This is a genomic window from Woronichinia naegeliana WA131, from assembly GCA_025370055.1.
Lineage (GTDB): Bacteria > Cyanobacteriota > Cyanobacteriia > Cyanobacteriales > Microcystaceae > Woronichinia > Woronichinia naegeliana.
Genome location: CP073041.1, coordinates 6,890,003 through 6,902,790, shown reverse-complemented (window position 1 = coordinate 6,902,790; position 12,788 = coordinate 6,890,003). Strand labels below are relative to the sequence as shown.

At 37.0% G+C, this 12,788-nt stretch carries 11 protein-coding genes and 4 pseudogenes; 9 read left to right on the top strand and 6 right to left on the bottom strand.

Annotation, left to right across the window (positions count from 1 at the left end):
* Positions 1–54 precede the first annotated feature (54 nt).
* The 3 genes and pseudogenes from KA717_35130 (at position 55) to KA717_35120 (ending at position 4,284) form a co-directional block, all read left to right on the top strand.
* Positions 55–291: a hypothetical protein gene (locus KA717_35130; GenBank protein ID UXE60685.1), complete on the top strand. Its 237-nt coding sequence runs from the start codon at positions 55–57 to the stop codon at positions 289–291.
* Positions 292–344: 53 nt separating this feature from the next.
* Positions 345–1,487, top strand: coding sequence for a hypothetical protein (locus tag KA717_35125; protein UXE60684.1), 1,143 nt, complete (start codon positions 345–347; stop codon positions 1,485–1,487).
* A 1,515-nt stretch (positions 1,488–3,002) separates the two neighbouring features.
* A pseudogene (locus KA717_35120) lies at positions 3,003–4,284 on the top strand (ISKra4 family transposase).
* A gap of 187 nt (positions 4,285–4,471) precedes the next feature.
* On the opposite strand, the gene KA717_35115 reads toward KA717_35120, so the two are convergent.
* The 4 genes and pseudogenes from KA717_35115 to KA717_35100 form a co-directional block, all read right to left on the bottom strand.
* The gene (locus KA717_35115; protein UXE60683.1) at positions 4,472–4,618 is read right to left on the bottom strand and encodes a hypothetical protein; all 147 of its coding nucleotides are present in this window, start codon (positions 4,616–4,618) and stop codon (positions 4,472–4,474) included.
* Between the two features lie 312 nt (positions 4,619–4,930).
* On the bottom strand, positions 4,931–5,071 hold the full coding sequence (locus KA717_35110) for a hypothetical protein (protein ID UXE60682.1): 141 nt from the start codon (positions 5,069–5,071) through the stop codon (positions 4,931–4,933).
* Positions 5,072–5,190: 119 nt separating this feature from the next.
* The gene (locus tag KA717_35105; GenBank protein UXE60681.1) at positions 5,191–5,367 is read right to left on the bottom strand and encodes a hypothetical protein; all 177 of its coding nucleotides are present in this window, start codon (positions 5,365–5,367) and stop codon (positions 5,191–5,193) included.
* 165 nt (positions 5,368–5,532) lie between these two features.
* Positions 5,533–6,694 (bottom strand): annotated as a pseudogene (locus tag KA717_35100) (ISL3 family transposase).
* A gap of 89 nt (positions 6,695–6,783) precedes the next feature.
* Between KA717_35100 and KA717_35095 the strand changes: the two are divergent.
* Both KA717_35095 and KA717_35090 read left to right on the top strand, forming a co-directional pair.
* Positions 6,784–6,939: a hypothetical protein gene (locus KA717_35095; GenBank protein ID UXE60680.1), complete on the top strand. Its 156-nt coding sequence runs from the start codon at positions 6,784–6,786 to the stop codon at positions 6,937–6,939.
* Positions 6,940–7,068: 129 nt separating this feature from the next.
* Entirely contained in the window at positions 7,069–7,452 is a 384-nt protein-coding gene (locus KA717_35090) for a hypothetical protein (GenBank protein ID UXE60679.1), read from the top strand.
* A 155-nt stretch (positions 7,453–7,607) separates the two neighbouring features.
* Here KA717_35090 and KA717_35085 read toward each other — a convergent pair.
* Positions 7,608–8,945 (bottom strand): annotated as a pseudogene (locus KA717_35085) (IS5 family transposase).
* 132 nt (positions 8,946–9,077) lie between these two features.
* Between KA717_35085 and KA717_35080 the strand changes: the two are divergent.
* The 3 genes from KA717_35080 to KA717_35070 are packed head-to-tail and all read left to right on the top strand — an operon-like array spanning position 9,078 to position 10,613.
* Positions 9,078–9,635: a hypothetical protein gene (locus KA717_35080; protein UXE60678.1), complete on the top strand. Its 558-nt coding sequence runs from the start codon at positions 9,078–9,080 to the stop codon at positions 9,633–9,635.
* A gap of 32 nt (positions 9,636–9,667) precedes the next feature.
* A complete protein-coding gene (locus tag KA717_35075) occupies positions 9,668–10,096 on the top strand; it encodes a hypothetical protein (protein UXE60677.1) in 429 nt (142 codons plus the stop codon).
* Positions 10,062–10,613, top strand: a complete 552-nt coding sequence (locus KA717_35070) for a hypothetical protein (GenBank protein UXE60676.1) — start codon at positions 10,062–10,064, stop codon at positions 10,611–10,613. The genes KA717_35075 and KA717_35070 overlap by 35 nt, the downstream gene beginning before the upstream one ends.
* 155 nt (positions 10,614–10,768) lie before the next feature.
* On the opposite strand, the pseudogene KA717_35065 reads toward KA717_35070, so the two are convergent.
* Positions 10,769–12,106 (bottom strand): annotated as a pseudogene (locus KA717_35065) (IS5 family transposase).
* A 135-nt stretch (positions 12,107–12,241) separates the two neighbouring features.
* Between KA717_35065 and KA717_35060 the strand changes: the two are divergent.
* Positions 12,242–12,670 carry a hypothetical protein gene (locus KA717_35060; GenBank protein UXE60675.1) on the top strand — a complete coding sequence of 143 codons (429 nt, stop codon included), beginning with the start codon at positions 12,242–12,244 and terminating at the stop codon, positions 12,668–12,670.
* The last annotated feature ends 118 nt before the right edge of the window (positions 12,671–12,788 follow it).

Here is a 12,788-nt window from a genome sequence, read left to right as displayed (position 1 = left end):
TCTACAAATCATTAACATTTTATAATTTTAACCTTCTCAAAAAGAGAGGAAACTATGTCTAATCTTGTTTTAACGGATGAACAGGCAATTCAGTTAGTGGAGCAACTACCTCAACAACAACAGGCTAAACTTATGCGAGTTTTATTACAAAAATCTTGGAGTCAATGGCTTGAATTATCTCAATCTGGGCAGGTTAATATTCGGCAAATTGCGGCGGACAAAAATAAAAATTGGGATGAAATGAATAAGGATGAACAGAAAGTATTGATTGATGAAATTCTACGTGAGTAATCATAAATTAGCCCGAAATCCTTTATAATGCAACACATTAGACTTCTATAACAATGAGTAATAATCAAAAAAAATTAAGAAAAATAAGAAGTGTTGAAGCTGATCTAATCAAGAATGACGTGGCTTTTTATTTTGATTTTATGGAACAATTTTCAAAAAATAAATCAGCAAACATTCTTGTTTTTGGAATTATTCCATATATCTCATTATTTACAATTGAATCCTATAGATATATTCAAAAAATATTACCTCATTACGCGATCGAGTTACCGAAAGAACAAGAACTAATTATACGAGCTTCTAGAGTTCGTATTAAACTTTTTGATGATAGCAATAACAAGGTTAATGGAACTTTTGATTTACTGGATGAAATTGCTAAGTTTCATGAAGATTTGTACCGTGATAATTATTCAAATATGGGAATTTTCTTCTATGGGAATCATATTATTGGTTCTACACATACGGGACTATTTTTAAGTGGTCTAAGAAAAATAGAATTATTAGAGGATTTTGGAGATTCAATTGATAGAATTGGCCAAGTTTTACACACAGTCTCAAGAGAGCTTGGAAAATACTTGGGTTGGGTAAAGACACTTCCTGAATTTCAATCTGTACAAACTAATTGCTTTAAATACGATACCCAAGATTTTCAACTTTATTACCAAGATGTTAAATCAGAAAAATTTTTATCTTTAAGTTTTAATAAAACTGGTAATGAATCAATTAATTATACTCTTTTGTTATTTCTTTCAATGACTAACTTTATTGATCATCTATTTATAAGAGTAAAAATATCACACCATGCTTATAGCTTATTTAAAATAAAATTTATTATGCTCTATCATTTAGCATCTAGTTTAGAAAGGCTTCAAAATTATGGCTATCCCAAGAATATACTTTCAGATGATTCTAAAGTTTTTTTGAAAACTATTCTCAAAAATGAAGATTTAAAAATGATTAAATCAAAAACGACGTTGAGAAATATTTTTGTACACTACAAGATTGAAACTAAAATACTCCTTGATTTTGATTTTTCTTCTGATTTCAATTTTAAAAGCTTAGTAGAATATTTTTTTAATGGTTATAAATTTGAAGAAATAGATAATAAAGTAAATAGTCAAATAAAACGTATTTCTTTAATTTTAGAAGAATGGTTAAATTGGTCTTTAAATTCTTCCGAATACTCCCAATTTTAAACCTAATACACTAATATAATTTATGGTCGCTGTTTCTCTTCACATTTTATCAACTCAGCACAATCTCCTTTTTTGTAGATACCGATCAACAAATTCAAGTCGAATTAGTTTTAGGGGAAAAACGTGATCGCCTTTGTCAAACAGAATTGAGAAACGTGATCGCCCTATCAAAATCTAATCGAAAACCGCGATCACCTCTTTAAAAATGGGATGGAGAACTGTGATCGCCTCTTTAAAATGGCATGGTAAACTGTGATCGCCTTCAAAAATGAGAGTGGAAACTGCGATCGCCTTTAAAAATGGGACAGGGGACTGCGATCGCCCATGTAAAAATAGTTGAGAATTGCGATCGTCTTTAAAAATGGGTTAGAGAACTGCGATCGCTCTTTAAAAATAAGATTGAGAAACGCGATCACCTTTCAAAATGGGACAGAGCACTGTGATCGCTCTTTTAAAAATTAGATTGAGAATTGCGATCGCTTCTAAAAATAGGATTAACAACTGCGATCGCCCTTTAAAGCCATCATTGAAAACTGCGATCGCCCTTTGAAAATCTAGTTGAAACTGCGATCACCTCTTTAAAAGGTTAATTGAAACTGCGATCATCTTTTTAACATAGAGTTGGGAACTGCGATCGCCTCTTTAAAAATGGGATGAAGAACTGCGATCGCCTTTAAAAATGTTAGGGAGAACTGTGATCGCCCTTGAAAAATCAAGTTGAAACTGCGATCACCTTTAAAAACGTTAGAGGGAAATGCGATCACCTTTAAGAATTAGATTGAAACAGCGATCACTCTTTTAAAATGGGATGGAGAATTGCGATCACTCTTTAAAAGGTTAATGGAGACTGTGATCGCCCCTGTAAAACGTGATTGAAAACTGCGATCGCCCCTGTAAAAATATTTGAGAATTGCGATCATCCCTTGAAAATCGGATGGAGAAGTCCGATAACCATTGAAAAATCAAGTTGAAACTGCGATCGCCCATTGAAAACAGGATGGAGAACTGCGATCATCTCTGTAAAAAGTTTTGAGAACTGCGATCGCTCTTTCAACATGGGATAGAGAACTGCGATCGCTCCTTTAAAATGTTATAGAGAATTGCGATCACCATTGAAAACAGGATGGAGAACTGCGATCGCCTCTTTTAAATGGGGGTAAAGAACTGCGATCGCCTTTAAAAATGGAGTTGAGAACTGCGATCATCTCCGTTAGAAAAGTTTGAGAATTGCGATCGCCCTTTTAAAATATGATTGAAACTGCGATTACCTTTAAAAATGTTAGAGGAAACTGCGATCGCTCTTTTAAAAATTAGATTGAGAATTGCGATCGCCTCTTTTAAATGGGGGTAAAGAACTGCGATCGCCTTTAAAAATGGAGTTGAGAACTGCGATCATCTCCGTTAGAAAAGTTTGAGAATTGCGATCGCCCTTTTAAAATATGGGTGTGACCTTTAGTTGATGAAGGAAAAGAAAAGTGTTAACATGAGATGAAAAGTGACAAAGAGGAAACAATGATGACAGCAAAACTAATTAATGTAGAGGGTTCAAAGATAAAAATAGAACTAACATTAGAACTCAGTCGTTCAATGTTGGATACAGAAATAAATATTCAAAAAGGCTTAAACGAAGTAGGTTGCATCGCCAGCAAAGAAGCCTTGAAATATTTAGATACAGATGGTTCACCCTTAAAAATCGGTGAAGAAATCTGGAAGAGTAAGGGAGAGCAACCGAAAGAATATCAAACACCTTATGGTGAGGTTATAGTGAATCGTCATGTATATCAGCGTTCACCTTTGAGGAAAAACGTATTGCCCCTTAGAAAGAGAAGCAAGGATAATCATAACATCAACGCCATTATTGGCAAAACAGGTATCCTCAAAAATGTCAGGGATGGCAGGCAAAGAGGTGAAAAATGATTTATTAGAAAATCATGGTAGAAAAGTAGCGCTATCCTATATCCAAAGATTGAGTGAAGCAGTAGGAAGTGTGGTACAGGCAAAAGAAGAAGCGTGGAGTTATGCCCCGCCCAAGGAGGATAGCCAAATTGCAACAGTGGGAATAGGATTAGATGGAACCTGTATGCTGATGTGTGAGGATGGCTACCGTGAAGCAATGGTGGGAACCGTTTCCCTATACGATAGTGAAGGCGAACGTCAACCTACAATCTATCTAGGTGCGGCACCAGAGTATGGAAAAAAGAGTTTTCTAGAAAGATTAGAAAGAGAAATTGAGCGAGCGAAAAACCGTTATCCAGAGGCAACATTGGTCGGGATAGCAGACGGGGCAGAATCAAATTGGAAGTTTTTAGAAAAGCAAACGGAAGAACAGATATTAGATTTCTATCATGCCTCTGGTTACTTAGGTGCCTTGGCAGAAGCGTTGCATCCGAATACCGTGTCAAAACAAAAAGAATGGTTGACTGAAAATTGTCGAGAACTCAAGCATGAAAAAGGAAAAGCAGGAGAACTGCTAAATCTGATGAAAGAAGTCAAAGAAGAAAAAAGTCATTCTAAGAATCTTACCGAGAAACTACAAGCGGCGATTACTTATTACGAGAATCATCAGCATCAAATGGATTATGCTGAATACATAGAGAAAAAGTATCCGATTGGTTCAGGTGTTACGGAAGCAGCTTGTAAGACGTTGGTCAAACAACGATTATGTTGTTCAGGGATGCGATGGAAGGAAAAAGGAGCAGGAATTATTTTGAGCCTACGAGCTTTGGTATTGACCAAGGAACGATGGAGTCAATTTTGGGCAAAACTTGATCAATATGGGTTCCCTGTAGAACCCTGATTACAACAGCTTTTATCAACTAAAGGTCGCACCCTAAAATATGATTGAAACTGCGATTACCTTTAAAAATGTTAGAGGAAACTGCGATCGCCTTTAAAAATGGGACAGGGGACTGCGATCGCCCATGTAAAAATAGTTGAGAATTGCGATCGTCTTTAAAAATGGGTTAGAGAACTGCGATCGCTCTTTAAAAATTAGATTGAGAAACGCGATCACCTTTCAAAATGGGACAGATCACTGCGATCGCTCTTTTAAAAATTAGATTGAGAATTGCGATCGCTCTTTTAAAAATTAGATTGAGAATTGCGATCGCTTCTAAAAATAGGATTAACAACTGCGATCGCCCTTTAAAGCCATCATTGAAAACTGCGATCGCTCTTTGAAAATCTAGTTGAAACTGCGATCACCTCTTTAAAAGGTTAATTGAAACTGCGATCATCTTTTTAACATAGGGTTTGCCGAATAAAGGCAGAACCTTTATCAGATAAGCTTTTCAGCCATTTTGAACACGATTAGGTGCAAGCTTATGGCATTTGAAGGCTCAAAATCCATGCACTTTGCTAGAAAATTGTGGGTTAAAATCGGAAACTGATTTCTGAAGTCACCATTTTTCGCGCCCTGTGGCATCTAGGTTCGATTTGCAGACTTATTCAGCAAGCCCTAACATAGAGTTGGGAACTGCGATCGCCTCTTTAAAAATGGGATGAAGAACTGCGATCGCCCTTTTAAAATCTAGTTGAAACTGCGATCGCTTTAAGGGACAAATCTTGATCCTCGAATTAGCCAACCAATAGCACCACCTATCGTTCCACTCATTATTGAGCTAATCATTGCAGTTATAATAATTAAACCAACCTGTTTCCAGTTTTTAAGTTCTCCCACTTTTTCCACCAAATCAGGTACCTTTTAAAAATAAATTTGTTGAGTCTGTAAAGTTGCTTCTATCTTTCCGACACTAATTTTTAAATCAGTAATTTGAGTCTGAAAATCCGTAAACTGACTTTGAATATTCGCAATTTGAGCCGATTGGGCCGTAATTAAATCTTTAATTTCTTTAAGGTCATTTTCTGTTACAGTCGGCATCGGTCTAACTCCTCTAACTTAGAATAACTGGACAGTGGGAAGTTCTCGAGGCGTGTAAGTGGAGAAAAGAAAATCGGACATCCGATACAAAAGAGTGCCGTTATGTCCGAAACTGGCTGATATAAGAAAATCGAGGCTCTTCCCTTGTCTGTGTGTAATGTTATATTACGAGTTAAAGCAAGCTAACAATTTAAGCCGTAGATGCTCAAAATTAGCAAATCCATAACTTTTCCTTTTTATTAATTTAATTTTTGTATTCATCCCTTCCGTTAATCCATTAGTTGTATGGTTTTCAAAATAATTGCATATACCTGTCAAATGAGTTTCTAGCATACCCACACTTTTTTTATAGAATAGGCACGCTGTTCTCATCCATTTTTCAAATTTTCTCCTTGCACCATTTGTCGTTCTTGAATGCTCATAAATATCTCTAATCTCTTCCTTCATTTCATACGCTATTCCTAAACAAGGATACATTTTCAATATCTCTTCTAACTCTTCTCTTTTTTCTTCTTTTAACTCTTCTTTATTTTTCCATAATAGGTATGTTAAACCCTTTTTATGGATATTCATTTTCTTTCTCAATTTATTCAATTCTTCATTTATATTTTTCATTACATGAAATCTATCATAGACAATTTTAGCATTTACAAATAACTCCTTTATTGCTGACGTAAATCCCTCCCACATATCCACACTTACTTCCTTCACATTCTCTCTAACCCTTGCTGGCTGCACCTTTAGGGCTTCTATTATCTCTTCTTTTTTGTGTCCTTTTATTACTTCTAACAATTCCTTTTTATTTATATCTATCACTGTTGTAATAAAGTCTTTTTTTCCTTTTCTATTACTAAATTCGTCTAAACTTATCTTTTCTGGTAATTCCCATTCCTTCTTTTCTGCCTGCTTTGCATACTCTTCAAATATTGATTCCAATGTTCCCCAACTTATTTCTTCTTCTTGCCTTACCTCTTCTACATTTTTCTTTTTTACTTGCTCATAAATCTTTTCTTCATAACGAATTGTATAATGTTTTCTTAGCCGCATAAAGTCCAGTCTTTCTGTTATGTATTTCTGACATTTTTCACAATGGAACTGGCGGCGGGGCACTTCCAGATATACTTTCTTTCCCAATAGGGATAAATCCCGAACCAAATTATATTCTATTTGATTTATATCTTCCAATTCTTTATGACAATTTGGACATTCCATTACTTCGTTTTTCATTTTTAATTTTTAATTTTAAGAACAAAGCACCATCTATTTCTCGATAGTTTACGACTGTTACCTTTGGCAATCCTAGTAGCTCATCCAAGTTTATCCACATACTCCACCTCCTACTGTGATATTACTATTATACACTTTCCACACAGTTGGGGGAAGAGCCAAATCGATAGCCAGTGCTATCTATCAATTATGCAACTATGTCAGCGACTAGAGCAAATCCTCAATAATCTCCGTCCAGCCTTTAGCCGAGAAGCAACGTTCCAATGGTTTATCCTGTTAGTCTGGGGAGTAGTGCTCAACAGCCAACCCAGCGCAATAACTAGCTATGTCAATGCCATTGGCTGAACAGAGAGCTACTACAATCAGGCTCTACATTGGTTTGATTCCAAGGCGTTTAGGGTCGAAGGACTAACTTTACAATGGTCAAAGTGGCTAAGTCAGCATGAAAGTCTATACAGAATTAAAGGGAAACGGGTGTATGTGGGTGATGGCATCAAAGTGGGGAAAGAAGGACGCAAGATGCCAGGTGTAAAACGACTACACCAAGAATCGGAAGATGTGTCCAAGCCAGAGTGGATAAGGGGTCATTACTTCAATGCCTTGAGTATTTTGGTGGGAGTAGGGAAAGCCTGCTTTGCCTTGCCCTTAGTGTTGCGGCTAGACGATGGCATCAAGTCCAAAGCAACCGAGAAGGGGGAGGGAAAAGGCAAAAAAAAGGTGAAGACGAGCCTGGTGACAAAAATGGCTGACCTTTGTGTTACTTACGCAGAGGCAGGGAGTTATGTAGGGCTTGCTGAAAAAGTCAAAAAACGAAAGAAATGTGGGTTAGGGAAGTATGGACTGAAAAAGCATAGATAACTTATCCTTATGGAAACAAATCAAAATACAGATTTTGTTTAATCTATTGTTCCTTTCTGTCTAAAAAGGTCAACACAAATCACTCCTCACAAAAGAGAGGAAAATTAACACCATTTTTCACAAGAAAAACGACTCTACAACTTTTTACTTTTTGTCTTCTGAAGTAGAGTAGAAAGATTCATTACCAAAAAGTTCATCGCAATTACCGTTTCCGAGGTCTCAGGTAGTTTGGCCATCACTCGACCAAGACTAAATTTCCTCTTTCCCTGTCCGAATTTACCCTCAATGGCATTACGCACTCTTTCATCTGAGCGTGCCTCTTTCTTTTTTTCTTTGCTCACCTCTTTCGGCGGTCTTCCCAATCGGGGACCACTCATTCTTATATCCCTTTCTTTACAATAAGCTCGATTCGCTTTTGTTCGATAGATTTTATCCACATGAACCGATTCCGGATAACATCCTGTTTCCCTTTTATATTCTTCTATTCGCGCTTGTAAATCTCCCGATTCGTTGTAATTATCCCAACTTAATTTGTCTAAGAAGACAAAGCCATTCACATTACTTGCCGATATTTTAGCTCCAAACTCTACTGCTTTTCCCGCTTTTCCACGCACTATTGGACGCACGTGAGGTTGGCTTACACTCACAATTCTGTTTTCTACTTTATTTGTCTTTTTTTCATACATTTCTAACTGTTGCTCATACACTTTTCCTATCGTTACAAGCTCTTCTTGCTCTTTTTTCGTTAGTTTTTCTAACTTTGCTCCCTCTTCTATCATTTTTTCTATATCAGACAAGTTTCTTTTTATATATCCTAGTTGTTTTTTTGTTCCTTTTCTTCTTTCTTTTTTTGACACACGACGTTTTTTTGCTATGGCTAAGTACTCTTTTCTTGCCACTTCCCTATAAGTCCTCGGCTTTTCTTTCCTTTTCTCTTTTATTTCTTCATACAGCTTATCTATTATTTTTTCTGTTTTTTCTCTGGCATCATTCAATATTCCTATATCCGTTGGATATTTTATATCTGCTGGTGTACAAGTCGCATCTAACAATAACTTTCCTTCATTTTCTTTTTTTTCTGACGCTACACCCGTCGCTTTTTTTTCTATTTCTTTATTAATTTTATTTATTAATTCCATTCCTATTTTTTTACGAAAATGAACCATCATTGACGCATTAAATGCTTCTTTGCTACTATAGCTTTCCATTCCTATAAAGTACTGTAAATAAGGGTTCTCTTTTATTTGTTCTACTGTTTCTCTGTCACTTTTTCCTGAAATTTCTTTGATAATTAATGCTCCTAATGCCATTCTAAATGATTTGGCTGGGGCTCCTTTTTTTTCTGTGAAGTTTTTTGCATATTCTTCCTCATATTCTTCCCAGGGAATCATTTTTGACATTTCTATCCAACGATTTTCTTCGTCTAACTGCCCGCCGAACAGATTTTTCAAGTTTTCTGGTGTTTCAATTGAGTACTGTTGCTTTCGGTACATCTGCTTTCTCTCTTCTTAATGCAATGGTTTTGAGGCATTCTACCCTATTTTCGTGCATTCTAGCGGTTCTTAATTCGCCTACTATTTTTCTCCGTAAAGGTCTCAGCTTTTTTCAGCAAGCCCTATGTAATTTTGGATGCTTATTTTGCTTGCGAACCAGTGCTCAAAAGTTTTCGCCAGAACGCCTTGCATCTAATCACAAGAGTGCGTTGCTCCACCGTCGCCTATGCCCCCTTTTGTTCCGTGCCGACGCTGACGGGGAGAGGACGACCACGGATTTGGGGGAGTTCGATAAAACTAGAAAAGCTGTTCGCTCTGGCGGCGGACTTTCCGACAGCTAAAGTCTGGCTCTATGGTCAACAAGTCACGGTTTCTTATCAGTGCTTTGAGTTCCACTGGGATAGTCCCCATCAGCTCGTCAAGTTTGTTCTGACCCAATTGCCTAACGGACGACGACTGATTCTGCTTTCTACTGATCTCTGTTTGACTGGACCTGAGATTATTGCCGCTTACGGTCTCCGATTTAAGATTGAAGTCACTTTTCGTCAATTAGTCCATCTTTTGGGCAGCTTTGCCTATCGTTTTTGGCTTAAGAGTCTTCCTACTTTACCTACCTGGCCCAGCAATCTTATCCTCAGTGACTATCCACAAGCTGTTCAGACTCAGATTTTAAACGGGCGTGACCTTTAGTTGATGAAGGAAAAGAAAAGTGTTAACATGGGATGAAAAGTGACAAAGAGGAAACAATGATGACAGCAAAACTAATTAATGTAGAGGGTTCAAAGATAAAAATAGAACTAACATTAGAACTCAGTCGTTCAATGTTGGATACAGAAATAAATATTCAAAAAGGCTTAAACGAAGTAGGTTGCATCGCCAGCAAAGAAGCCTTGAAATATTTAGATACAGATGGTTCACCCTTAAAAATCGGTGAAGAAATCTGGAAGAGTAAGGGAGAGCAACCGAAAGAATATCAAACACCTTATGGTGAGGTTATAGTGAATCGTCATGTATATCAGCGTTCACCTTTGAGGAAAAACGTATTGCCCCTTAGAAAGAGAAGCAAGGATAATCATAACATCAACGCCATTATTGGCAAAACAGGTATCCTCAAAAATGTCAGGGATGGCAGGCAAAGAGGTGAAAAATGATTTATTAGAAAATCATGGTAGAAAAGTAGCGCTATCCTATATCCAAAGATTGAGTGAAGCAGTAGGAAGTGTGGTACAGGCAAAAGAAGAAGCGTGGAGTTATGCCCCGCCCAAGGAGGATAGCCAAATTGCAACAGTGGGAATAGGATTAGATGGAACCTGTATGCTGATGTGTGAGGATGGCTACCGTGAAGCAATGGTGGGAACCGTTTCCCTATACGATAGTGAGGGAGAACGTCAACCTACAATCTATCTAGGTGCGGCACCAGAGTATGGAAAAAAGAGTTTTCTAGAAAGATTGGAAAGAGAAATTGAGCGAGCGAAAAACCGTTATCCAGAGGCAACATTGGTCGGGATAGCAGACGAGGCAGAATCAAATTGGAAGTTTTTAGAAAAGCAAACGGAAGAACAGATATTAGATTTCTATCATGCCTCTGGTTACTTAGGGCTTGCTGAAAAAGTCAAAAAACGAAAGAAATGTGGGTTAGGGAAGTATGGACTGAAAAAGCATAGATAACTTATCCTTATGGAAACAAATCAAAATACAGATTTTGTTTAATCTATTGTTCCTTTCTGTCTAAAAAGGTCAACACAAATCACTCCTCACAAAAGAGAGGAAAATTAACACCATTTTTCACAAGAAAAACGACTCTACAACTTTTTACTTTTTGTCTTCTGAAGTAGAGTAGAAAGATTCATTACCAAAAAGTTCATCGCAATTACCGTTTCCGAGGTCTCAGGTAGTTTGGCCATCACTCGACCAAGACTAAATTTCCTCTTTCCCTGTCCGAATTTACCCTCAATGGCATTACGCACTCTTTCATCTGAGCGTGCCTCTTTCTTTTTTTCTTTGCTCACCTCTTTCGGCGGTCTTCCCAATCGGGGACCACTCATTCTTATATCCCTTTCTTTACAATAAGCTCGATTCGCTTTTGTTCGATAGATTTTATCCACATGAACCGATTCCGGATAACATCCTGTTTCCCTTTTATATTCTTCTATTCGCGCTTGTAAATCTCCCGATTCGTTGTAATTATCCCAACTTAATTTGTCTAAGAAGACAAAGCCATTCACATTACTTGCCGATATTTTAGCTCCAAACTCTACTGCTTTTCCCGCTTTTCCACGCACTATTGGACGCACGTGAGGTTGGCTTACACTCACAATTCTGTTTTCTACTTTATTTGTCTTTTTTTCATACATTTCTAACTGTTGCTCATACACTTTTCCTATCGTTACAAGCTCTTCTTGCTCTTTTTTCGTTAGTTTTTCTAACTTTGCTCCCTCTTCTATCATTTTTTCTATATCAGACAAGTTTCTTTTTATATATCCTAGTTGTTTTTTTGTTCCTTTTCTTCTTTCTTTTTTTGACACACGACGTTTTTTTGCTATGGCTAAGTACTCTTTTCTTGCCACTTCCCTATAAGTCCTCGGCTTTTCTTTCCTTTTCTCTTTTATTTCTTCATACAGCTTATCTATTATTTTTTCTGTTTTTTCTCTGGCATCATTCAATATTCCTATATCCGTTGGATATTTTATATCTGCTGGTGTACAAGTCGCATCTAACAATAACTTTCCTTCATTTTCTTTTTTTTCTGACGCTACACCCGTCGCTTTTTTTTCTATTTCTTTATTAATTTTATTTATTAATTCCATTCCTATTTTTTTACGAAAATGAACCATCATTGACGCATTAAATGCTTCTTTGCTACTATAGCTTTCCATTCCTATAAAGTACTGTAAATAAGGGTTCTCTTTTATTTGTTCTACTGTTTCTCTGTCACTTTTTCCTGAAATTTCTTTGATAATTAATGCTCCTAATGCCATTCTAAATGATTTGGCTGGGGCTCCTTTTTTTTCTGTGAAGTTTTTTGCATATTCTTCCTCATATTCTTCCCAGGGAATCATTTTTGACATTTCTATCCAACGATTTTCTTCGTCTAACTGCCCGCCGAACAGATTTTTCAAGTTTTCTGGTGTTTCAATTGAGTACTGTTGCTTTCGGTACATCTGCTTTCTCTCTTCTTAATGCAATGGTTTTGAGGCATTCTACCCTATTTTCGTGCATTCTAGCGGTTCTTAATTCGCCTACTATTTTTCTCCGTAAAGGTTTCAGCTTTTTTCAGCAAGCCCTACTTAGGTGCCTTGGCAGAAGCGTTGCATCCGAATACAGTGTCAAAACAAAAAGAATGGTTGACTGAAAATTGTCGAGAACTCAAGCATGAAAAAGGAAAAGCAGGAGAACTGCTAAATCTGATGAAAGAAGTCAAAGAAGAAAAAAGTCATTCTAAGAATCTTACCGAGAAACTACAAGCGGCGATTACTTATTACGAGAATCATCAGCATCAAATGGATTATGCTGAATACTTAGAGAAAAAGTATCCGATTGGTTCAGGTGTTACGGAAGCAGCTTGTAAGACGTTGGTCAAACAACGATTATGTTGTTCAGGGATGCGATGGAAGGAAAAAGGAGCAGGAATTATTTTGAGCCTACGAGCTTTGGTATTGACCAAGGAACGATGGAGTCAATTTTGGGCAAAACTTGATCAATATGGGTTCCCTGTAGAACCCTGATTACAACAGCTTTTATCAACTAAAGGTCGCACCCTTTTAAACAAGGTAGAAGCCTTTGAGCGTTTTGTTAACCTTAATGCCATTGCTTTAGGGCTACTTCAAATTCTCGCCTTAGAGT

Excerpts from the sequence above, each read along its gene's own strand:
- KA717_35125 (UXE60684.1), top strand. The coding sequence starts at position 345 with ATGAGTAATAATCAAAAAAAATTAAGAAAAATAAGAAGTGTTGAAGCT.
- KA717_35070 (UXE60676.1), top strand. The coding sequence starts at position 10,062 with ATGTCAGGGATGGCAGGCAAAGAGGTGAAAAATGATTTATTAGAAAAT.
- KA717_35075 (UXE60677.1), top strand. The coding sequence starts at position 9,668 with ATGAAAAGTGACAAAGAGGAAACAATGATGACAGCAAAACTAATTAAT.
- KA717_35105 (UXE60681.1), bottom strand. The coding sequence starts at position 5,367 with ATGCCGACTGTAACAGAAAATGACCTTAAAGAAATTAAAGATTTAATT.
- KA717_35095 (UXE60680.1), top strand. The coding sequence starts at position 6,784 with ATGCAACTATGTCAGCGACTAGAGCAAATCCTCAATAATCTCCGTCCA.
- KA717_35130 (UXE60685.1), top strand. The coding sequence starts at position 55 with ATGTCTAATCTTGTTTTAACGGATGAACAGGCAATTCAGTTAGTGGAG.